This window comes from Andreprevotia lacus DSM 23236, assembly GCF_900176275.1.
Lineage (GTDB): Bacteria > Pseudomonadota > Gammaproteobacteria > Burkholderiales > Chitinibacteraceae > Andreprevotia > Andreprevotia lacus.
On record NZ_FWXD01000005.1, the window covers coordinates 120,950 to 143,281 of the forward strand.

The following is a 22,332-nucleotide window of genomic DNA, read 5'->3' on the forward strand; positions in this document are numbered from 1 at the left end:
CGTTCACCCGACTGGAGACAGCCATGCAATTCCCTTGCCCCGCCGGCATGACGCCGGCCCAGCTGCTTGAGCACCTCGACCCAGCGTTGCGCCGTATTGGCGATGCGCTGTTGCAGCGGCAACCGGCGCGCGCCAGCGGCGACGCTGCCACGCTCAGGCAAACGCTGGATGACGCCAGCGCATGGGCGTATGCCGAGCTTGCCCCGCTACTGGCTGCATTCGATCCGGCCTTGCCGCTGGCGCAGCCGGGCATACGCCCGCAGCAGCTGCAGGCGGCCTACCCGGCCTACTGGCTGTTCGATGCCATCGACGGCGCGGTGCAATACCTGCACGGCCTGCCGCTATGGACCACGACCTTGACCTTGCTGGTGGATGGCCAGCCGCTGCTGGCCTGGGTGTATCAGCCTGCGCAGCGCATGGTGTACCGCGCTGCAGCGGGTGGCGGCGCTACTGGCAACGGCGCGCCGCTGGCGGTCACCGCGCAGGCCGATCTGGCGCTGGCCATGCTGGCCACCAGCTTTCCCAATTACCCGCCACGCCCGCAGCACGAAGTGGATGCCTTCATCAGCCGCCTGGCCGCCGTGGTGCCGCAGGTGCTGGCACAGCGCTGGATGGGCCCGGCTTCGCTGTCGCTGTGCCAGCTGGCGGCCGGGCAGCTGCATGCTTACTGGGAGCAGGGCAGCAATTTGTATGACTGGCTGCCCGGCGTACTGATCGCCCGCGAGGCGGGGGCGCTGGTGACGGGGCTGGATGGGGGCGGGCTGGATTGGGGCAGCGAGGGGATATTGGCGGCAACGCCATTGTTGCAGGCGGGGTTGGTGGGGGCTGTGGCGGTTTGAGGCTATCGCTCAATGGGTTTTAGCGCCTGCGGCGCGGTGTTTTGGGTGCCGGTTCCGCCCGGCTGGCAGGTCAAGGGGGCGTCTCGCCACCCCCTTGACGATCCCGGGCGACCCTACTTACGCGTTCCACGGCTTCGCCATGGAATACCCTGCGCTGCGCGCCAATCCCGGCGGGTCGATAACTCGGCCCTTTGGGCCTCAAACATCCCTCCCCTTGATCCGGGCTTGGCTGTGCTGCTCGGCGCTTCAGAAGGGATTGGGGTGGTGGTTTGCAATTTGCCGTGGTACGGCGGAATGGATGCGTGGTGCGAATGTCGCCAAAGTTCGGAGCTTGAATCTGTCATCAGCGACTGCAGGAGATAGCGCATCCGGCGCAATTGCTTATTGCACCCTACGAACTGTGGTGCTTGAGTTACCGGGCCTGGAGGCTACGGAGTGCCCATTTCCCTTCTAAAGCGTCGAGCAGCACAGCCAGACCCGGATTCAAGGGGAAGGGTGTTTGAGCCCGCAGGGCGAGTTCCTTCCGCGATGCCCTGGCGTGGCAGTGGCAGCTGGATCGGCGCTTTGTACCGGCAATGGGTGGGGACGAGCGGGAACGCTTGTATGCGGGGTGGCAGCGGGCAGTTGCGGCGGCGTTGGTGTTTACGCCGGATTGAGCACGAGGCGTAGAGCGCAATGAGGGTAGCGAATTGCGCTGTATTTTCCGGGCTATCAAGTTAGCGCCTGCGGCGCGGTGTTTTGGATGCCGGTTCCGCCCGGCGGGCAGGTTAAGGGGGCGTCTCGCCACCCCCTTAACAATCCCGTGCGACCCCTACTTCAGCGTTCCATGGCGTTGCCATGGAATTCCTTGCGCTGCTCGCCCGCCGCGGCGGGAATCGAACTCGGCCCTGCGGGCCTCAAACATGCGATTCCCGACTACCCCGCGTCGTGCTGCGCTGCTCAGCGCTTCAGAAGGGGAATGGGCACTCCGTAGTGACCAGCCTTGGAAATGCCAAGCATTGAAATTCGACGATCTCCCGTACTTTGCAAAAATCCCGCAATCCCGATGCAGGTTGTAAACCACCCTAGTCCCTTCTGAAGCGCCGCGCAGCGCAGGGAACTGCCCGGATTTGCGCTAGCAAAACCGGGTAGCGCTTTAGTAGGGCCGCATTCTTTTGCTTCCTTTTCTTGGCGGGACAAGAAAAGGAAGGCGGCATGCGGGACGCACTCCCGCCCTAAAACACCGCGCCGCAGGCGCTAAAACATGGGGTAAGCCATCTGAGCGAACAGCAGCCAAACCCGATACCTCACACCGTATACCCATAATCCACAATCAACGGCGCATGATCCGAGAACTTCTCCGCTTTGTAGATCGACGCCGACTGCGCCGTAGCCGCAAGGCCCGGCGTGGCCACGTGGTAATCAATGCGCCAGCCCACATCCTTGGCATAGGCCTGGCCACGGTTGCTCCACCAGGTATAACCGGGCTGGTCGGCATACAGCGTGCGCCACACGTCCACCAGCTTGAGCTCGCCAAACACGCGGCCTATCCACGCGCGCTCTTCGGGCAAAAAGCCCGAGTTCTTCAGGTTGCCCTTCCAGTTTTTCAGGTCGATCTCGTTATGCGCGATGTTCCAGTCGCCCAGCACCACCACGTCGCGCCCGCTGGCGGCCAATTGCGCCAGATGCGGCCAGAAGGCGTCCATGAAGGCAAACTTCACTGCCTGACGCTCCTCGCCCGACGAGCCGGAGGGCAGATAGAGCGAAATCACCGACAGATTGCCCCACTGCGCCTCGATGTAGCGGCCTTCGGCGTCGAATTCGGCAATGCCCAGCCCGACGATGACGTTGTCGGGCTGGCGCTTGCAATACAGGCCCACGCCGCTGTAGCCCTTTTTCTCGGCGCAGTGGAAATAGCCGGTGTAGCCATCCGGCGCGCGCATGGCGTCGGTCAGGTCGGCGTCCTGCGCTTTGAGCTCCTGCAGTGCCACCACGTCGGCGCCCGATTGCGCCAGCCATTCCAGAAAACCCTTGTTGGCGGCAGAACGGATGCCGTTGAGGTTGGCACTGACAATACGCATGGCGAGCTCCGGTAGGTGTGATCAGCCGGCAGTGTACTGCGTGCGTCGGCCGCTGCCGAGCGTGGCGGGCAAGGGGGCTTGCAGGGCGTGATATGCTGTTTTTTGTCAGTGCTGCGCGCAAAACGTCGCCCCTTTGCGCCGCGCAGCCGCCCAGATTCAGTACAGGAGCCGTGCAATGTCCGATTTCCGTCGCGAGTTCATCGAGTTCGCCGTGGCACAAAAGGTGCTTATGTTTGGTGACTTTGTCACCAAGGCAGGCCGCAACTCGCCCTATTTTTTCAACGCCGGGCTGTTCAGCGACGGGTCATCCGTTGGCGAGCTGGCGCGTTTCTATGCCCAGGCGGCACTGGCTGCCGGCGTGCAGTTCGATGTGCTGTTCGGGCCGGCCTACAAGGGCATCGTGCTGGCGGCTGCCACGGCGGTGAAGCTGGCCGAAGCCGGCCACAACGTGCCTTTCGTGTACAACCGCAAGGAAGCGAAGGACCATGGTGAAGGCGGCGTGCTGGTGGGGGCGCCGCTCAAGGGGCGCGTGCTGATCATCGACGACGTGATTTCGGCCGGCACCAGCGTGCGCGAATCGGTAAACATGATTCGCGCTGCCGGGGCAGAGCCGGCCGGCGTGCTGATTGCGCTGGATCGCATGGAGCGCGGCCAGGGCGCATTGAGCGCGGTGCAGGAAGTGCAGCAGCAGTTCGGCATTCCGGTGATCCCGATTGCCACGCTCAAGGACTTGATCGGTTACCTTGCCGATTCGCCGCAACTTGCCGACAATCTGGATAAGGTAAAAGCTTACCGCAGCCAGTACGGCATCGAATAATGACTACGGCCCCGCAGGACGGGGCTGACCAAGGGAAACGGAAACATCATGCGCGTCGGGTTTATCGGGATCGTTGCAGTCACGTGCGCCGCCTTGCTGGCGCTGCCTGCGCAGGCCAAGCTGTACCGCTGGGTAGATGAGAACGGCAAGGTGCAATACAGCGACAAGCCGCCGCAGACCGATCCGAAAAGCGGCATTTCCGAGGTCGATACACGCGGCCGCGTGATCAAGGAGCCGGAGAAGAAAATCTCCGAAGAAGAAAAAGCACGCCTGCAGGCCGAGGAAACGAAGCAGAAAGAGATCCAGCGCCGCGACCGCGCGTTGCTGCAGTCGTTCTCCAAGCCTGAAGAAGTCGACATCCTGCGTGATCGGCAGATCGAGGCTGTGCAAGGTCAACTGCAGACCAACAAATTGCGCCGCCAGACCGCCGAAGACAAGCTGGCGCGTATCAACAAAAATGCAGATACCTTGAAAAAGCGCAACAAGCCGCTGCCGGCCGACATGGAGGCCGATCGTGCGGTGATCCAGAAAGAAATCGACGACATCGATGCCGACAGCAAGAAAAAGCTGGCCAACATCGAGGACATCAAAAAACGCGCCGAGGATGACAAAAAGCGCTTGGTGGAACTCAAGGCGCTCAACGCACATTGATCCCCGCTGCATCGACCCGTCCGGCCCTGTTGCGGCAAATCAGGTCTTCACCCGGCTTGACTTTGCGGGGTCTGGCGGCAAACTGTCGCACGTTCGGCCCTGTCGTTGCTGTGCTGCATGGTATGCACATTCTGGATGGCAAGCGGCCCGTTGATTCCTGAGGAAGTCCAATGACGCAAAACAACATCAAGGCAGTGCTCGGCATCGATATCGGCGGTACCGGCATCAAGGGTGCGCCGGTCAATATCGAAACCGGCGAGCTCTTGGGCGAGCGCGTGCGCCTCGATACCCCGCAGCCGGCCACGCCCGAGGCTGTAGGCCGCGTGGTCAAGCAGCTGGTGGACCAGTTTGCCTGGCAGGGCGCCATCGGCATCACCTTCCCGGCCATCGTTGCCAATGGCAAGACGCTGTCGGCCGCCAATGTGGACAAGAGCTGGATCAACGCGCCGGCCGAAGAAATCCTCGCCGATGCCATCGGCCTGCCGGTCAAGCTGCTCAACGATGCCGATGCAGCGGGCCTCGCCGAAGTGCTGTTTGGCGCCGCCAAAGGCAAACCGGGCAAGATCATCGTGATTACCCTGGGCACCGGCATTGGCAGCGCGCTGATTGTTGACGGCGTGCTGATCAGCAATACCGAATTCGGCCACCTGATTTTCCCCAAGGACACGATTGCCGAGAAATACTGCTCGGGCAAGGTCAAGGACGATCTCGACCTGAAGTGGAAAGACTACAACCCGCGCCTGAACGCCTATCTGCAGCATCTGGACCTGCTGTTCTCGCCCGATCTGGTCATTGTCGGCGGCGGCATCAGCAAGAAGGCCGACAAGTTCATCCCGGAAATGAAGGGCCTGCGCTACACCGTGGTGGCTGCGGTGCTGGAGAACAATGCGGGCATCGTGGGTGCGGCCGTGGCGGCCGGGCGCGCTGTCGGTCTGGTGTGAGCGCCTCGCTCTGCCACATGGCGGTTATCTGCAGCCGCGTAGGGCGCAACAAGCGTAGCGCGTTGCGCCGCATGGGCAACGTTGGTCCTGCCGGTCAGAGCGCGCAAGGCTGTGGCGCAATACGCTGCGCTATTGCACCTTGCAGCGCTGTCGGTCTGGTTTGACCGGAATCAAGCAAGGCCAGATGCACACAGCCCGCGCCAGCGGGCTTTTTCAATTCATCGGCCCATGATCGCGCTTCATGGCGCAAGTGACTGTTTTACCGTAGAATATTCGCCCTGATTTGCATTTAGGCAGCGCGACCCCATGCTTTATCCCACCCGTTATGACGTCATCGTCGTCGGCGGCGGCCATGCCGGCACCGAGGCGGCGCTCGCCAGTGCGCGCATGGGCCGCAAGACGCTGCTGCTGACGCACAATATCGAAACCCTCGGCCAGATGAGCTGCAACCCGTCCATCGGCGGCATCGGCAAGGGCCATCTGGTCAAGGAAGTGGACGCCCTCGGCGGCGCCATGGCGCTGGCCACCGATATGAGCGGCATCCAGTTCAAGACGCTCAATGCCAGCAAGGGCCCGGCCGTGCGTGCCACCCGCGCGCAAGCCGACCGGGTGCGCTACAAGGCGGCCATCCGCCACATGCTGGAAAACCAGCCCAATCTCGACCTGTTCCAGCAGGAAGTGGCCGACCTGACGCTGGATGGCGACAAGGTCACCGGTGCGGTCACGCAGATCGGTATCCGCTTCGAGGCCTCGGCCGTGGTGCTGACTGCCGGCACCTTCCTCGGCGGCAAGATTCACGTCGGGCTGGAAAACCATGTCGGCGGTCGCGCTGGCGACCCGGCCTCGCTCACGCTGTCGCAACGGTTGCGCGAGTTGCAGTTGCCGGTAGGCCGGCTGAAAACCGGCACGCCGCCTCGCATCGATGGTCGCACCATCGATTTCTCGGTGCTGGAAGCCCAGCCGGGCGATACGCCCGAACCGGTGTTCTCGGTGCTGGGCAACCGCGCCATGCACCCGCAGCAATTGCCGTGCTGGATTGCGCATACCAATCTGCGCACACACGACATCATCCGCAGCGGTTTTGATCGCAGCCCCATGTTCACCGGCAAGATCGAGGGCGTCGGCCCGCGTTACTGCCCGAGCATCGAAGACAAGATCAACCGCTTTGCCGACAAGGACAGCCACCAGATTTTTCTGGAGCCGGAGGGCCTCGATACCAACGAGTTCTACCCCAACGGTATCTCGACCAGCCTGCCGTTCGATATCCAGTTGGCTGCAGTGCAATCAATTGCGGGGCTGGAAAACGCCCGCATCCTGCGCCCCGGCTATGCCATTGAATACGATTACTTCGACCCGCGTGCGCTCAAGCAGTCGTTCGAATCCAAGGCCATCAACGGCCTGTTCTTTGCCGGCCAGATCAACGGCACCACCGGCTATGAAGAAGCCGCCGCGCAAGGGTTGTTCGCCGGGCTGAACGCCGCGCTGTATGCGCGAGACGAAGCGCCGTGGATGCCGGGCCGCGATGAAGCCTATCTGGGCGTGCTGGTCGACGACCTCACCACGCTGGGCGTGACCGAGCCGTATCGCATGTTCACCAGCCGCGCCGAATACCGGCTGCAGCTGCGCGAGGACAACGCTGACCTGCGCCTGACCGAGCACGGCCGCAAGCTGGGGCTGGTGGGCGATGCGCAGTGGGATCTGTTCTGCCGCAAGCGCGATGCCGTTGCGGCCGAGTTGCAACGGCTGAAGTCCACCTGGGTGAACCCGCGCCTGATCAGCGAGGCCGAGGCGTTGCCGGTGTTCGGCAAGGCCATCGAACGCGAATACAATCTGGCCGAGCTGCTGCGCCGCCCCGAAGTCGATTACGCCAGCTTGCTGACCATTGCCGCTGCCCAGCCCAAAGAGGGCGAAGCCGCCGTGACCGATCCGCTGGTGGCCGAGCAGGTGGAAATCCAGGTCAAGTATCAGGGTTACATCGAACGGCAACAGCACGAAGCGGCAAAACGCGATACGCTCGACGATGTGCCGCTGCCGGCCGATTTCGACTATACCGTGGTGTCCGGTCTGTCGAAGGAAGTGCAGCAAAAGCTTGGCAAGCACCGGCCCGAAACGCTGGGCCAGGCCGGGCGCATTTCCGGCATTACCCCGGCAGCCATTGCCTTGCTGCTGGTGCATTTGAAGAAGAAACAACTCGCCGATGCGGCGAATACCCCCAAGGTTGCCTGAATGACTGTTGCTGCTGTTGCCCCGCTTGCCCAAACCCTGGCCGCTGGCCTGACCGCCTTCGGTCTGACATTGTCCGATGCGCAGCAGCAATCGCTGCTGGCCTATGTCGAGCTGCTGGCCAAGTGGAACAAGACCTACAGCCTGACCGCGATCCGCGAGCCGGAACGCATGGTGCCGCACCACCTGCTCGATTCGCTCGCGCCGCTGCAGCACTTCAAGGCGGGCGACAACGCACGCATCCTCGACGTGGGTTCGGGTTTTGGCACGCCGGGCATTCCGCTGGCGATTGCGCGGCCGGACTGGCAGCTGGTGCTGCTCGATTCCAACCACAAGAAAACCACGTTTCTGCGCCAGGCCATCGTCGACTTGAAGCTCGCCAACGTTACCGTGGTCACCGAGCGTGTCGAGGCCTACCGGCCCGAGGCACCGTTCAACGTGATTACCTCGCGTGCCTTCTCCGATCTGGCCGAATTCGTGAAGCTCACCCGCCACCTGCTGGCCGACGACGGCGAATGGGCTGCGCTCAAGGGCGTGTATCCGCACGAAGAAATCGCGTTGCTGCCGGCCGATCTCAAGGTCACCGGCGTCGATACGCTGAACGTGCCGGGCATCGATGCCGAGCGCCATCTGGTGCACGTGGTGCGCGGCTGATGCGCGTACTGGCCATTGCCAACCAGAAAGGCGGCGTCGGCAAGACGACCACTGCGGTCAACCTCGCCGCCAGCCTGGCGCATCTGGGCAAGAAGGTCCTGCTGGTCGATCTCGACCCGCAGGGCAACGCCACCATGGGTGCCGGCGTCGACAAGGCACGACTGGCGCACTCGATCTACAGCGTGCTGATCGGCGAATCGACCGCCGCCGATGCGGTCAAGGTGTCCGAATCGGGCGGCTTCGACATCCTGCCCGCCAACCGCGATCTGGCCGGTGCCGAGGTCGAGCTGGTCGATGCCGATGCGCGCGAGTCGCGCCTCAAGGATGCGCTGGCCCACCATGCCGATGACTATGATTTTGTCATTCTCGACTGCCCGCCCGCGCTCAACCTGCTCACGCTCAACGGCCTGGTGGCCGCCGATGCGGTGATGATCCCGATGCAGTGCGAGTATTACGCGCTGGAAGGCCTGTCCGATCTGGTGAATACGCTCAAGCGCATCAAGCAGGGGCTGAACCGCAAGATCGAAATCGAAGGCCTGCTGCGCACCATGTTCGACCCGCGCTCGACCTTGGCGCAGCAAGTGAGCGATCAGCTGGTCAAGCATTTCACCAGCAAGCTCTATCACACCGTCATTCCGCGCAATGTGCGGCTGGCCGAAGCACCGTCCTATGGCCGCCCCATTCTGGCCTACGACAAGACGTCCAAAGGTGCCCAGGCTTATCTGCAACTCGCAGAAGAGATGCTGGCACGGCATAATCCGGTCGAAACCGTACAACCTGTTTGAAGCAAGGCTGAACGGATAAGCCCGACCCCGCCAGGGGCGGGCCTGTTTGCGCTTGCTTCGTGGTAGAGAACCGCATGGTCAGCAAAAAATTCAAGGGCCTCGGTCGTGGCCTCGACGCCCTGATCGGCGATGCCGGCGACAGCCTGCAACAACTTTCCGTCGACGTACTGCAGCCGGGCCGTTACCAGCCGCGCACGCACATCGATCAGGACGCGCTGGCCGAGCTGGCCGAATCGATCAAGGCACAGGGGCTGATGCAGCCGGTGCTGGTGCGCCCGCTCGATGGCGTCGAGCGCTACGAGATCATCGCCGGCGAACGCCGCTGGCGTGCTTCGATCCTGGCCGGCCTCTCCGAGATCCCGGCGCTGGTGCGCGAAGTGGCCGACGAAGCCGTTGCCGCCATGGCGCTGATCGAGAACATCCAGCGCGAAGACCTCAACGCCCTCGAAGAAGCACAGGGTCTACAACGGCTGATCGACGAATTCGGCATGACGCACGAAGCCGCCGCGCAGGCGGTGGGCAAATCACGCGTGGCGGTCAGCAACCTGCTGCGCCTGCTGCAACTGACCGAGCCGGTGCGCGACATGCTGATGGCCGGCCAGCTCGACATGGGCCACGCCCGCGCGCTGTTGCCGCTGGACATGCTCAAGCAGCTTGATGCCGCCAAGACCATCGCACTCAAGGGCCTGTCGGTGCGCGAGGCCGAAGCGCTGGTGAAAAAGCTGCTGCAAGGTCCGGTGCAGCAGGCCGAGAAACGCGTCGACCCCGACGTGCGCCGGCTGGAAGAAGAAGTATCGGAACGCCTGGGCACCAGCGTAGCAATCAAGACCGGCAAGAAGGGCGCCGGGCGCATCAGCATCGACTATGCCAGCCTGGACGAGCTTGATCGCTTGTTGATGTTGCTGAAGTAGCACCACGGCCCGCCCCGGCGGACTTGAGCGTAGCCGCTGACGAACGACAGCGAGTAGGGCGCATTAGCGCAGCGTAATGCGCCGCAGCCGTGAGCCGTTCAGCGGAGCATACGGCGCAATTCGCTTTGCGCATTGCACCCTGCGCCGGGCATCGCGCAACTGATGAGGGTGGTGTGCGGGGAAAGCAGCCCAGCGGCGCGACGTAGTCAGGCTGTTGATACTACGCATTCCCGACCAACGGTAAACAGCAAGCGGCATCGCGTTTTGTGGCAGCAAAATGACAAAAAACCGCGCATGGCGCGGTTTTTCCCGTATTGTCACTGCCCCGCAATAGTGCTCCTGCACGCTAAACGTGCACCAACCTTACACTTGGTAAAATTGACGCTGGCGCAAGCGCCTCCGTATAATCGCGGGGTTTTACTGGTGGCGGACCATGAGCAGCAGAGCACAAGTCCGGGGCATCGTAGTCCTCGGCGCGATCATTACGCTGGCAGTTTCGGTACTGGTACTTCTGTTATGGGGTCGGGCCCCGGCGATTGCAAGTGCAATCGGCGGTGCGATTTCGGTGGCAGGCGCGCAGCTTTACGCGCGGATCGCCTACCGCATGGAATTCGGTCCACCCGCGGCGCTGATGCGCCAGCATTTCGCTGCAGAGATGTTCAAGCTGAGCTTTACGCTCGCTGCCTTCGCTGCAGTATTCGTTTTTTACCGGCAGGTAGTCTGGCTTGCGTTGTTCGGGGGTTACCTCGCAGCGGCCAGCGCCTACTGGTTCGGGCTTCTCTTCAAGTTTGACGGCAAAAAGTGACCATGGCTGCAGAACATAGCGCAACAGAATATATCCAGCATCACCTGACGTTTAACCATACGGCAAGTGGCTTCCACCTCGACACCTTCTGGATCTCGCTGATCCTTGGGTTCCTGTTCGCAGGCACCTTTGCACTGGTTGCCCGCAAGGCCACCAGCGGTGTACCGGGCAAGCTGCAGAATTTCGTCGAGCTGATCGTCGAAATGGTCGACGCCCAGATCAAGGATGCTTTCCACGCCAAGTCCAAGGTGATCGGCCCGCTGTCGCTGACCATCTTCTGCTGGGTGTTCCTGATGAACGCGATGGACTTCCTGCCGGTTGACCTGCTGCCGATGATCGCCCAGGCGATCGGCCACTACGGTTTCGGCATGGAGCCGGAACACGTCTACCTGCGCGTGGTACCGACTGCCGACGTGAACCAGACCTTCGCGCTGTCGCTGTCGGTGATGCTGCTGATCATCGGCTTCTCGATCTCCGCCAAGGGCCCGATCGGCTACATCAAGGAGCTGTTCACCGCGCCGTTCCACGCCGAAAGCCTGCCGATGGTCATCATCCTGCTGCCGGTCAACTTCGCCTTCCAGCTGATCGAACTCGCTGCCAAGCCGATTTCGCTCGCGCTGCGTCTGTTCGGCAACATGTATGCCGGCGAGCTGATTTTCATCCTGATTGCGCTGCTGCCGTGGTGGATCAACTGGGTGCTGGGCACGCCGTGGGCGATCTTCCACATCCTGGTGGTGACGCTGCAAGCCTTCGTGTTCATGATGCTGACGATCGTTTACCTGAGCCTCGCGGTAGAAGATCACTAAAAGAATCGCGCCGGGCAGGCCACGCCTGTCTGGCACGTGTATTTCTCCCCTTTTTTATACCAACCTCAACCTTCCTTTTAGGAGTTAGAAATGGCTGTTGCTGAAATCGCTTCCGTACAAAGCTTCACCGTCATCGCTGCTGCGATCATCATCGGTCTGGCTGCTATCGGTACTGCTCTGGGCTTCGCAATCCTGGGCGGCAAGTTCCTGGAGTCGTCGGCTCGTCAACCGGAAATGATCCCGGTTCTGCAAACCAAGCTGTTCATCATCGCCGGTCTGCTCGACGCCATCTCGATGATCGGCGTTGGTGTTGCCATGCTGTACACCTTCAACAACCCGTTCCTGGGCGCGGTTCTGGCAGCGGCTCACTAAGCCTGCTTTCGAACCCTTTCCAGGAGGAATAACACATGGAATTCAATTCGTCCCTGATCGGCCAGATGATCACGTTCGTGGCTCTGGTGCTGTTCACGATGAAGTTCGTGTGGCCTCCGCTGACCGGCATGATGGAAGAACGCGCTCGTCGTATCGCCGACGGCCTCTCTGCAGCAGACCGCGCCAAGCAAGACTTGGCCAATGCTGAGAAGGCCTCCGCCGACAAGCTGCGCGAAGCCAAGCAACATGCGGCCGAAATCATTGCCCAAGCCGAGAAGCGCGCGTCGCAACTCGTTGAAGAAGCGAAGAGCACGGCCAAGGAAGAAGGTGAGCGGCTGGTCAAAGGCGCTCAGGCCGAGATCGACAGCCAGGTACAACACGCCAAGGAAGCCCTGCGTCAGCAGGTCGGCCAGCTGGCGGTTGATGGCGCGACCAAGATCCTGAAGCGCGAGATCGACGCTGCAAAGCACGCCGATCTGTTGGCATCCATCAAAGCGGAACTGTAAAACAGTCATGGCAGAACTCATCACCGTCGCAAGACCTTATGCCGAGGCTGTTTTCCGTCTGGCGAAAGCGTCGGGCACTCTGGGCCAGTGGTCCGAAGTGCTGACGAATCTGTCCCTGCTCGCGCAGGATCAGACCGCCCTGGACGTGGTGGCCAATCCGAAGTATTCCGCATCTCAGGTTCAGCAACTGCTGGTCGACCTGCTGGGTGGCAATGTCAGCGAAGAAGTGAAGAACTTCATCGCCGTAGTGCTGGAAAACGGGCGCTTCGCAGCGCTCGCAGGTGTTTCCGAACTGTTTGAAACCCTGAAAGCCGCCGAGGAAGGCGAGGTTGAGGCCGTGATCGAATCGGCCTTCCCGCTGGACGACGCCCAGAAGAATACGCTGGCGAGCACGCTGTCTGCCCAACTCAACCGCAAGGTTGCAGCGGAAGTCACGGTCAATCCGGAACTCATCGGTGGCGTCAAGGTGACGGTCGGTGACCTGGTGATCGACGCATCCGTGCAAGGCAAGCTGGCAGCGCTCGCGACGAGCCTGAAGAGCTAGGAGATTTTAATGCAACTCAATCCGTCTGAAATCAGTGAACTGATTAAAGCCCGGATCCAGAACCTGTCGACTGCCGCTGAAACACGTACCACTGGTACCGTGGTTTCGGTGACCGACGGTATCGTTCGCATCCACGGCTTGTCCGATGTGATGCAGGGCGAAATGCTGGAGTTCCCGGGTAATACCTTTGGTCTGGCGCTCAACCTCGAGCGTGACTCCATCGGTGCCGTGGTGATGGGTGAATACACCCACATCTCCGAAGGCGACGAAGTCAAGTGTACCGGCCGCATCCTCGAAGTGCCGGTCGGCCCGGAACTGGTTGGCCGCGTGGTGAACGCGCTGGGTCAGCCGATCGACGGCAAGGGCCCGCTGGGCACCAGCAAGAGCAGCCCGATCGAAAAGATCGCCCCGGGCGTGATCGCGCGTGAATCGGTATCGCAGCCGCTGCAAACCGGTATCAAGTCGATCGACACCATGGTGCCGGTTGGCCGTGGCCAGCGTGAGCTGATCATTGGTGACCGCCAGACCGGCAAGACTGCCGTTGCGCTGGACGCGATCATCAACCAGAAGGGCACTGGCGTGACATGTATCTATGTCGCCATTGGCCAGAAGGCTTCCTCGATCGCCAACGTGGTTCGCAAGCTCGAAGAGCACGGCGCACTGGCCCACACCATCGTGGTGGCCGCTGCTGCATCCGAATCGGCTGCGCTGCAATACATTGCTGCGTACTCCGGTTGCACCATGGGCGAATACTTCCGCGACCGCGGTGAAGACGCACTGATCGTTTATGACGATCTGTCCAAGCAAGCTGTGGCTTATCGCCAGATCTCGCTGCTGCTGCGTCGCCCGCCGGGCCGTGAAGCTTACCCGGGTGACGTGTTCTATCTGCACTCGCGTCTGCTGGAACGTGCTGCGCGTATCAACGCCGATGAAGTCAGCAAGCTGACCAACGGCGAAGTGACCGGCAAGACCGGCTCGCTGACCGCGCTGCCGATCATCGAAACGCAAGCCGGTGACGTATCCGCCTTCGTTCCGACCAACGTGATCTCGATTACCGACGGCCAGATCTTCCTGGAAACCGACCTGTTCAACGCCGGTATCCGTCCGGCCATGAACGCCGGTATCTCGGTATCGCGCGTTGGTGGTGCTGCACAGACCAAGGTCGTCAAGAAGCTGGGCGGCGGTGTGCGTCTGGCCCTCGCCCAGTATCGTGAACTGGCTGCGTTCGCGCAGTTCGCTTCCGACCTGGACGAAGCCACCCGCAAGCAGCTGGAACGCGGCAAGCTGGTGACCGAGCTGATGAAGCAGGCCCAGTACAGCCCGCTGAAGGTTGCCGAACTCGCCGTGACCCTGCTGCTGATCGGCAAGGGCAAGTACGACGACGTCAAGGTTGACCGCGCGCTGGCATTCGAAGCCGCTTTCCTTGCTGACCTGAAGGCGAACCACGCCGATGTGCTGGCCCGCGTTGATGCCAAGGGTGACCTTGCTGCTGAAGACGAAGCCACCATCCTGAAGGCTGTGGACGCGTTCAAGGCCGGCAACGCCTACTGATTCGGAACCGGATAAAGGAAACGAATCATGGCAGGCGGCAAAGAGATCCGGACCAAGATCAAGAGCGTCAAAAACACGCAGAAGATCACCCGCGCCATGGAAATGGTTGCAACGTCCAAAATGCGCAAGGCCCAGGACCGCATGCGCGCGGCTCGTCCCTACGGTGAAAAAATCCGTAAGGTGACCGCGCACCTGGCCCAGGCGCTGGTGGACTACCAGCATCCTTTCCTCATCGGTCGCGACACCGTGAAACGGGTTGGCATCATCGTTGTCACGTCGGACAAAGGCTTGTGCGGTGGCTTGAACACCAACGTGCTGCGTCTGGCGCTGAACAAGATGAAGGGCTGGGACCAGAACGGTGTGGAAACTGCAGTCACCGCCATCGGCAACAAGGGTTTTGGTTTCATGGCACGCAATGGCGCCAAGGTCCTGTCGCACGCGACAGGTCTTGGCGACACGCCGCACCTCGAACAGTTGATCGGGCCCATCAAGGTCATGGTCGACGCGTTCACGGCCGGCGAAGTGGACGAAGTGCACCTGGTGTACACCAAGTTCGTCAACACCATGAAGCAGGAACCCGTGCTGGAACAGTTGTTGCCACTGGCAAGCGAGGCCGTCGCCAAGCCCCAGTCGCACGAATACAACTGGGAATACCTGTTCGAGCCGGACGCCAAGTCCGTCATCGACGACCTGATGGGTCGCTACCTCGAAGCCCTGGTTTACCAGGCGGTGGCGGAAAACATCGCGTCCGAACAGGCAGCGCGCATGGTGGCCATGAAGGCAGCAACCGATAACGCCGACAAGGTGATCGGCAATCTGCAACTGCTGTACAACAAGACGCGTCAGGCAGCGATTACGAAAGAACTTTCGGAAATCTGCGCGGGCGCTGCAGCGGTTTAACAGATCGCCAACCCGAATTTACTGATTAGGAACCCTAAGATGAGCCAAGGGAAAATCGTACAAATCATTGGCCCGGTGGTCGACGTGGAATTTCCGCGCGACAACCTGCCCAAGGTGTATGACGCACTCAAGCTCGCCGACCGCGATCTGACGCTGGAAGTCCAGCAACAGCTCGGCGACGGCGTGGTGCGTTCGATTGCCATGGGCACCACTGATGGCCTGCAGCGTGGTCTGCTGGTCAACAATACCCACGCACCGATTTCGGTGCCGGTCGGCAATGCAACACTCGGCCGTATCATGGACGTGCTGGGCAACCCGATTGACGAAGCCGGCCCGGTGCAAACCGAAGTCCGTCGCGCCATTCACCAGGCTGCCCCGAAGTTCGACGAACTGAACCAGTCGGTCGACCTGCTGGAAACCGGTATCAAGGTGATTGACCTTGTTTGCCCGTTTGCCAAGGGTGGTAAGGTTGGTCTGTTCGGCGGCGCCGGTGTGGGCAAGACCGTGAACATGATGGAACTGATCAACAACATCGCCAAGGCACACTCGGGTCTGTCCGTGTTTGCCGGCGTGGGTGAGCGTACTCGTGAGGGTAACGACTTCTACCACGAAATGAAGGACTCCAACGTCCTCGACAAGGTAGCGATGGTGTACGGTCAGATGAACGAGCCGCCGGGCAACCGTCTGCGCGTTGCGCTGACTGGCCTGTCGATCGCGGAACACTTCCGTGACGAAGGCCGTGACATCCTGTTCTTCGTCGACAACATCTACCGTTACACCCTGGCCGGTACCGAAGTGTCCGCGCTGCTGGGTCGTATGCCGTCCGCGGTGGGTTACCAGCCGACATTGGCCGAAGAAATGGGCGCCCTGCAAGAGCGTATTACTTCGACCAAGACCGGCTCGATCACTTCGATCCAGGCCGTATACGTGCCGGCGGATGACTTGACCGACCCGAGCCCGGCGACCACCTTCGCCCACTTGGACGCAACCGTCGTTCTGTCGCGTGACATCGCCGCGCTGGGTATCTACCCGGCCGTTGACCCGCTCGACTCGACCTCGCGTCAGCTGGACCCGCAAGTGGTTGGCGACGAGCACTACACCGTTGCTCGTGGCGTGCAGCAAACACTGCAAAAGTACAAGGAACTGCAGGACATCATCGCGATTCTGGGTATGGACGAACTGTCGCCTGAAGACAAGCTGTCCGTGGCCCGTGCGCGTAAGATCCAGCGTTTCCTGTCGCAGCCGTTCCACGTTGCAGAAGTATTTACCGGCTCGCCGGGCAAGTACGTGCCGCTGAAGGAAACCCTCAAGGGCTTCAAGGGCATTCTCAATGGCGATTACGATCACCTTCCGGAGCAGGCCTTCTACATGGTCGGCGGCATCGAAGAAGCGATCGAAAAAGCCAAGACCTTGCAATAAGGGGATAGGGAATGGCCATGACGATGCATGTGGACGTGGTAAGCGCCGAGGCGCTGATCTACTCCGGCACCGCCGAGTTCATCTCGGCGCCTGCCGACCAGGGCGAGATCGGCATCCTGCCGCGGCACGCACCGCTGCTCAGCCGGATTCGTCCGGGTGCAGTGCGCATCAAGCCGGCCAATAGCAACGATCCGGACGTAATCCTTTACGTTTCGGGCGGCCTGCTGGAAGTGCAACCGCACGTGGTAACCGTGCTGGCCGATACCGCGATTCGCGGTGCCGACATCGACGAAGCCAAGGCCAAGGAAGCAAAGGCCAAGGCGGAAGAAGCCCTGAAGAACCGTACTGGTTCGATGGACTTCGCGATGGCGCAAGCCGAACTGCTGGAAGCCGTGGCGAAACTCGCCGTGGTGGAAAAGCTGAAGAAGCGCGGCCACTAAGCCCTGTTGCCCATAGCGACAAAACAGAAGCAGCCTTCGGGCTGCTTTTGTTTTTTTGGGGCTGATGTGGCGGCGGGTGCAACAAGCGCAGCGGCACCAGTTCGTTTGACCTTTACCGTTTGCAGGAAATTACCCTGCGTTCCTGGCATGTGGTGCAATGCGCCTTGCTTTCCCGCCCGATATGCGGGGTCGTTTGGTGTTCATGTGCAGCGGGAAGAATTAACGTTGATTGATGTAACCATTGCTGGAGTCGCTATGGCAGCTCGAAGGGTCGGTGCTCTTGAACTTTCCGAAGAGTTGGCATTTTCGGGGCACCTGATTTGCCCAGAATGTGGGGATACGAAGTTTGGCTCTACGCAACTCCCTGACGGCTCACTGATTCGTTCGTGCCATGGCTACCGCAAGGGGGGGCCATGCCGATTCAAGTGGTCAAGCTCGGATGATCATTTGTATTTCTTTGTACCGGTCAGATATGTGTTGCCGAGATCACCTTAGTTGGTGTCCAGAATCAATTGAACCTCAACACTCCCTGTCGCCCCCAGCTTCGTTGGCTCCTCCACCCACTGGTTCGACGGTTCGGAAATGATTGTGGCGGTTGACTTTCTTTCTTTCTTATTGCTGGTTAAATTGTGACGAATACCACTACAAAATTTTTACTGCATTAGTAAAATTACAAGAGATTCACAACAGAACGGGACAAAGTCAGTAAATGGCTTGGGATATAGACAAGGCAGTAAAGCATCTGGACTCGCATGCAGCGACAAAGAGCACTGGTAACTGTGCAACATTCGTCAGGCGGGCAATTCTTGCTGGCGGCATCCATGTGATGCCTACGCACTACGCGAAGGACTATGGGCTGGCCTTGGGCGCTGCCGGTTTTGTGCAAGTGCCGGCTAAGGACACCTATGAGGCCGGGGACGTTGCCGTTATTCAACCCGCGACCGGTCACCCAACCGGGCATATGGCCATGTATGATGGACATCAATGGGTTTCCGATTTCAAACAGCTGCACGGTCTGTATCCTGGCAAGACATACCGGAAAGAAATGCCGGCATTTGAAATCTACCGATACCCCGCGCAATGAAAACCACCGTGAGAACCCTCTTTGGCCTGCTTTTTGCGCTCTTCTTTGCGCTCACTGCTTGCGCAAGCGAGCAGGTGGGGCAGGGGCCGGAAACTGTGCTGACCACCTTCTATCCCTGGTACCTCGGCAGGCTGAATGATGGCGTTGCACCAATAGCCAGCGACAGGGCCAATCTTGCGAAATACGTCTCTCAGCGAAGGATGTCCGTTCTTGCCAAGGAATATGCCAAGGGCGCTCTGGATGTTGATTATTTCACCAAGGCGCAGGACGTCATGGATGACTGGCAGGCCCATGTGTCTGTCACGGATGTCGCCATCAAGGACCAAGGAGCTTCGGCCATCGTCACTCTTGGGAATGTCGATAAATGGCGGCTAAAGGTTTTTCTGACTAATGCCAAAGGTCGCTGGCGCATAGACAAAGTGGTTGCACCTCAACCCAAATAGGCCTGACTCGGCGCCATAGCCCCGGCGGCTAGTCCTCGCAGCGGCAACCGTGCTGATAGCACATGCGGCGCAATTCGCGTTGCTTATTGCGCCCTACGAGCAGCCGCGATTTTTTGTTCTGGCACGCCGGGTGGCCAACCGCCCAAATCCCTTCTGAAGCGCCGAGCAGCACAGCCAGGCCCGGATGAAGGGGAGGGATGTCTGAGGCCCGCAGGGCCGAGTTACCGACCCGCCGGGATTGGCGCGCAGCGCAGGGTACCGCTTGGCGTAGCCAAGTGGCGCTGAAGTAGGGCCGCATTCTTTTGCTTCCTTTTCTTGGCGGGACAAGAAAAGGGAGGCGGCATGCGGGACGCACTCCCGCCCTAAATACTGCGCCGAAGGCGCTAACACCCAACGGCAGAAGCCAACAACCGCAGCCGTTGCATCAAACAGCATTAAAACGCGCCGGTCGGCGTGCCACCGACCTCAACAATCCGGCATCGCAATCGTTACTGCCAGCCCCGCCAGCGACGTTTCCTTGTAGCTGTGCTGCATATCCAGCCCGGTGCGGTACATGGTGGCGATCACCTGATCGAGCGAAACCACATGCTCGCCGCTTTCCAGCAGCGCCAGTTGTGCGATCTTCACCGCCTTTTCGGCCGCCACGCCGTTGCGCTCTATGCATGGCACCTGCACCAGGCCGCCGACCGGGTCGCAGGTCAGGCCCAGGTGGTGTTCCATGGCGATTTCGGCGGCGTTTTCCACTTGCGCCAGGCTGCCGCCCAGCACTGCGCAATAGGCGCCGGCCGCCATCGAACAGGCCACGCCCACTTCGCCCTGACAGCCCACTTCGGCGCCGGAGATCGAGGCATTTTGCTTGTACAGCATGCCGATGGCGGCAGCGGTGAGCAGGAAGTCGACCACGCCGTTGTCGTTGGCGTCCGGTGCAAAATCGCAGTAGTACTGCAGCACTGCCGGCACGATGCCGGCCGCGCCGTTGGTGGGCGCGGTCACCACACGGCCGCCGCTGGCGTTCTCTTCCGACACCGCCAGCGCGTAGACCAGCGGCCACAGCATCACGTCGTTGCGGCCGGCTTCCAAGAGCTCATACATGCGCGCGTACAGCCCCGGCGCGCGGCGGCGTACCTTGAACGGCCCCGGCAGCTGGCCTTCGCTGCGGCAACCGCGCCGCACGCAGCCGGCCATCACGGCGGCAATGTCGAGCAGTTGCGAGCGCACCGCCGCCTCGGGTTGCCAGTGGCATTCGTTGGCCAGCATCACCTGCGCAATACTCAGGTGGTGGCTGCGGCAATGGCCGAGCAGCTCGGCGGCGTTGTTGAACGGTAGCGGCGGTTCGCTGCGGCCCGCGCGCGGCTGGTCGAACTCGGCATCGCTGACGATGAAGCCGCCGCCGACCGAGTAATAGATGTCGCTGGCCAGCACACTGCTATCGGCGGCGTGGGCGGCAAACTTCATGCCATTGGGGTGGCGCGGCAGGAACAGATGGCGCTGCAGCAGGCAATCGCTGCGTGCGGCAAACGGCAGCGCATGCGTGCCGGCCAGCAACAGATCGGCGCCGGCAATCAGCGCGCGTGCGCGCGGCAGGATGGTGGCCGGGTCCACGCTGTGCGGCAGCTGGCCTTCCAGCCCGTTCAGCAGCGCCTCCACCGTACCGTGGCCCGCCCCGGTCAGGGCCAGAGAGCCATACAGCTCGATCTGCACCCTGGCGACGTGATCGATTACGCCCGCCTGCGCCAGCCCGGCGGCAAAGCGCTGCGCGGCCAGCATGGGGCCGACGGTGTGCGAGCTGGACGGCCCGATGCCGATTTTGAACAGATCGAATACGCTGAGCATGCGGCCTCCCGCCGACGGACTTGTGATCCGGCACACGCAGCAGGCCGGATAAGCCAGCCGAATGTGGCGTCATGATTGATGTGTACGCTTAATTTGCGTGCGCGCAGATCGGGAGCATCCTGTAGTGCCCGCTTTTCATTGACCGCTGCTAGCCGGCGAACCGGCATCAAGACCCCGGCAAAGCCCGGCTCCTGCCTGCGGTGATGAACGAATCACGGGCACTACGCTGCTTGATGCCACACCCCCGCCCGCGCCGCTGCGAGGGAGCCTCGCCATTGCCCCTCAGCGGCAGGGATTGCGCGTGATGCTGCACGTACTGCTGCAGCGCGTCATTCGCTACAATGCCCGCATTCCTCTTTTGTTGCGGTCAGCTCATGTCCTCCACGCTCAATGTCGTTGTCCTCGCTGCCGGTCAGGGCAAGCGCATGTATTCCAGCCTGCCCAAGGTGCTGCACCCGATTGCCGGCAAGCCGCTGCTGGGCCATGTGCTCGATACCGCGCGCCAGCTCGGCGCCGGCAAACTGGTGGTGGTGCACGGCCACGGCGGCGAGCAGGTGCAGGCGGCGTTTGCCGGCCAGCCCGATCTGGCCTGGGCGCATCAGGCGCAGCAACTGGGCACCGGGCACGCGCTGGCGCAGGCCATGCCGCACGTGGGTGGCGATGTCACCCTGATGCTGTACGGCGATGTACCGCTGACGCGCCTGGCCACCCTGCAGCAGCTGCTGGACGCCAGTGCCGGCGGCAAGCTCGGCATCCTCACCGACATCCTCGACGATGCCACCGGCTATGGCCGCATCGTGCGTGATGCTGCCGGCGCGGTGCAGGCCATCGTCGAACAGAAGGACTGCACGCCCGAACAAGCGGCGATTCGCGAAATGAACACCGGCATCCTCGCGCTGCCGACTGCGCGGCTGGCCGGCTGGCTGGGCGAGCTGAAAAACGACAACGCGCAGGGCGAGTACTACGCGACCGACCTGATCGCACTGGCCGTGCGCGACGGCGTGCCGGTTGCCACCGTGCACCCGAAAGACCATTGGGAGGCCGAAGGCATCAACAACAAGCTGCAGCTGGCTGTGCTGGAGCGCATCCACCAGCGCGAGCAGGCCAATGCATTGCTGGCAGCTGGCGTGGGCCTGCTCGACCCGGCGCGCTTTGATTTGCGCGGCACGCTGAGCCACGGCAAGGATGTGGTGATCGACGTCAATTGCGTGTTCGAGGGCAAGGTCGCCTTGGGCAACAATGTGCAGATCGGTGCCAACTGCGTGCTGAAGGATGTGACGATTGCGGATGGCGTGGTCATCCACCCGTTCTGCCATCTGGAAGACGCGCAAGTTGGCCCCGGCGCGCTGATCGGCCCGTATGCGCGCTTACGCCCCGGCGCCGAGCTGGCGGCAGACGTGCACATCGGCAATTTTGTCGAAGTAAAGAAATCCACCATCGGCACCGGTTCCAAGGTCAATCACCTGACGTATATCGGCGACACCACCATGGGCAGCGGCGTGAATGTCGGCGCTGGCACCATCACCGCCAACTATGATGGCGTGAACAAATTCCGCACCGTGATCGAAGACGGCGTGCGCATCGGCTCCAACAACGTGCTGGTGGCGCCCGTTACCATCGGCACAGAGGCCACCACCGGTGCGGGCTCGGTGATCAGCAAGGATGCGCCGGCCGGCAAGCTCACGCTGGCGCGCGCCAAACAGGTCACGCTCGACGGCTGGCAACGGCCGGTCAAGAAAAAGGACTGA

General features: G+C 61.5%; 22 protein-coding genes. 20 read left to right on the forward strand and 2 right to left on the reverse strand.

Annotated elements, in window-relative coordinates; genetic code table 11:
* The first annotated feature begins 23 nt into the window (after positions 1–23).
* Positions 24–839 carry an inositol monophosphatase family protein gene (locus B9A19_RS05775; protein WP_176216802.1) on the forward strand — a complete coding sequence of 272 codons (816 nt, stop codon included), beginning with the start codon at positions 24–26 and terminating at the stop codon, positions 837–839.
* A 1,286-nt stretch (positions 840–2,125) separates the two neighbouring features.
* Here B9A19_RS05775 and B9A19_RS05780 read toward each other — a convergent pair.
* Positions 2,126–2,899: an exodeoxyribonuclease III gene (locus B9A19_RS05780; RefSeq protein WP_084089796.1), complete on the reverse strand. Its 774-nt coding sequence runs from the start codon at positions 2,897–2,899 to the stop codon at positions 2,126–2,128.
* Between the two features lie 175 nt (positions 2,900–3,074).
* Here B9A19_RS05780 and pyrE point away from each other — a divergent pair, with 175 nt between their 5' ends.
* From pyrE to B9A19_RS05870, 18 genes are all read left to right on the forward strand, one after another.
* Positions 3,075–3,716 carry an orotate phosphoribosyltransferase gene (gene pyrE / locus B9A19_RS05785; RefSeq protein ID WP_084089798.1) on the forward strand — a complete coding sequence of 214 codons (642 nt, stop codon included), beginning with the start codon at positions 3,075–3,077 and terminating at the stop codon, positions 3,714–3,716.
* A 48-nt stretch (positions 3,717–3,764) separates the two neighbouring features.
* Positions 3,765–4,367 carry a DUF4124 domain-containing protein gene (locus tag B9A19_RS05790; RefSeq protein WP_084089799.1) on the forward strand — a complete coding sequence of 201 codons (603 nt, stop codon included), beginning with the start codon at positions 3,765–3,767 and terminating at the stop codon, positions 4,365–4,367.
* 170 nt (positions 4,368–4,537) lie between these two features.
* Entirely contained in the window at positions 4,538–5,308 is a 771-nt protein-coding gene (gene ppgK / locus B9A19_RS05795; protein WP_084089800.1) for a polyphosphate--glucose phosphotransferase, read from the forward strand.
* A 306-nt stretch (positions 5,309–5,614) separates the two neighbouring features.
* Positions 5,615–7,534 carry a tRNA uridine-5-carboxymethylaminomethyl(34) synthesis enzyme MnmG gene (mnmG, locus tag B9A19_RS05800; protein ID WP_084089802.1) on the forward strand — a complete coding sequence of 640 codons (1,920 nt, stop codon included), beginning with the start codon at positions 5,615–5,617 and terminating at the stop codon, positions 7,532–7,534.
* Entirely contained in the window at positions 7,535–8,185 is a 651-nt protein-coding gene (gene rsmG / locus B9A19_RS05805; RefSeq protein WP_084089804.1) for a 16S rRNA (guanine(527)-N(7))-methyltransferase RsmG, read from the forward strand.
* A complete protein-coding gene (locus B9A19_RS05810) occupies positions 8,185–8,970 on the forward strand; it encodes a ParA family protein (protein WP_084089806.1) in 786 nt (261 codons plus the stop codon). Before rsmG ends, B9A19_RS05810 begins: the two co-directional genes overlap by 1 nt.
* 74 nt (positions 8,971–9,044) lie before the next feature.
* Positions 9,045–9,881, forward strand: a complete 837-nt coding sequence (locus B9A19_RS05815) for a ParB/RepB/Spo0J family partition protein (protein ID WP_084089808.1) — start codon at positions 9,045–9,047, stop codon at positions 9,879–9,881.
* 433 nt (positions 9,882–10,314) lie between these two features.
* Positions 10,315–10,686, forward strand: coding sequence for an ATP synthase subunit I (locus B9A19_RS05820; RefSeq protein ID WP_084089809.1), 372 nt, complete (start codon positions 10,315–10,317; stop codon positions 10,684–10,686).
* A 2-nt stretch (positions 10,687–10,688) separates the two neighbouring features.
* A complete protein-coding gene (gene atpB / locus B9A19_RS05825; protein ID WP_084089811.1) occupies positions 10,689–11,492 on the forward strand; it encodes a F0F1 ATP synthase subunit A in 804 nt (267 codons plus the stop codon).
* A 90-nt stretch (positions 11,493–11,582) separates the two neighbouring features.
* Positions 11,583–11,864 (forward strand): F0F1 ATP synthase subunit C, encoded by a 282-nt coding sequence (gene atpE, locus B9A19_RS05830; RefSeq protein WP_035054841.1) that lies wholly within the window; start codon positions 11,583–11,585, stop codon positions 11,862–11,864.
* 35 nt (positions 11,865–11,899) lie between these two features.
* Positions 11,900–12,370, forward strand: a complete 471-nt coding sequence (locus B9A19_RS05835; protein ID WP_084089812.1) for a F0F1 ATP synthase subunit B — start codon at positions 11,900–11,902, stop codon at positions 12,368–12,370.
* A gap of 7 nt (positions 12,371–12,377) precedes the next feature.
* Entirely contained in the window at positions 12,378–12,914 is a 537-nt protein-coding gene (locus tag B9A19_RS05840) for a F0F1 ATP synthase subunit delta (RefSeq protein ID WP_084089814.1), read from the forward strand.
* A gap of 9 nt (positions 12,915–12,923) precedes the next feature.
* Positions 12,924–14,465: a F0F1 ATP synthase subunit alpha gene (gene atpA / locus B9A19_RS05845; RefSeq protein WP_084089816.1), complete on the forward strand. Its 1,542-nt coding sequence runs from the start codon at positions 12,924–12,926 to the stop codon at positions 14,463–14,465.
* A 27-nt stretch (positions 14,466–14,492) separates the two neighbouring features.
* The gene (gene atpG, locus B9A19_RS05850; RefSeq protein WP_084089818.1) at positions 14,493–15,365 is read left to right on the forward strand and encodes a F0F1 ATP synthase subunit gamma; all 873 of its coding nucleotides are present in this window, start codon (positions 14,493–14,495) and stop codon (positions 15,363–15,365) included.
* A gap of 39 nt (positions 15,366–15,404) precedes the next feature.
* The gene (atpD, locus tag B9A19_RS05855) at positions 15,405–16,784 is read left to right on the forward strand and encodes a F0F1 ATP synthase subunit beta (protein ID WP_084089819.1); all 1,380 of its coding nucleotides are present in this window, start codon (positions 15,405–15,407) and stop codon (positions 16,782–16,784) included.
* Between the two features lie 17 nt (positions 16,785–16,801).
* Positions 16,802–17,224: a F0F1 ATP synthase subunit epsilon gene (locus B9A19_RS05860; RefSeq protein WP_245804282.1), complete on the forward strand. Its 423-nt coding sequence runs from the start codon at positions 16,802–16,804 to the stop codon at positions 17,222–17,224.
* A 709-nt stretch (positions 17,225–17,933) separates the two neighbouring features.
* Positions 17,934–18,308, forward strand: coding sequence for a CHAP domain-containing protein (locus B9A19_RS05865; protein ID WP_084089822.1), 375 nt, complete (start codon positions 17,934–17,936; stop codon positions 18,306–18,308).
* Positions 18,305–18,751 carry a DUF3828 domain-containing protein gene (locus B9A19_RS05870; RefSeq protein ID WP_084089824.1) on the forward strand — a complete coding sequence of 149 codons (447 nt, stop codon included), beginning with the start codon at positions 18,305–18,307 and terminating at the stop codon, positions 18,749–18,751. The genes B9A19_RS05865 and B9A19_RS05870 overlap by 4 nt, the downstream gene beginning before the upstream one ends.
* A 465-nt stretch (positions 18,752–19,216) precedes the next feature.
* Here B9A19_RS05870 and B9A19_RS05875 read toward each other — a convergent pair whose 3' ends face one another.
* Positions 19,217–20,584 carry an L-serine ammonia-lyase gene (locus B9A19_RS05875; RefSeq protein WP_084089826.1) on the reverse strand — a complete coding sequence of 456 codons (1,368 nt, stop codon included), beginning with the start codon at positions 20,582–20,584 and terminating at the stop codon, positions 19,217–19,219.
* Positions 20,585–20,958: 374 nt separating this feature from the next.
* Here B9A19_RS05875 and glmU point away from each other — a divergent pair, with 374 nt between their 5' ends.
* Complete coding sequence (gene glmU, locus B9A19_RS05880; RefSeq protein ID WP_084089827.1) at positions 20,959–22,332, forward strand: bifunctional UDP-N-acetylglucosamine diphosphorylase/glucosamine-1-phosphate N-acetyltransferase GlmU; 1,374 nt, start codon at positions 20,959–20,961, stop codon at positions 22,330–22,332.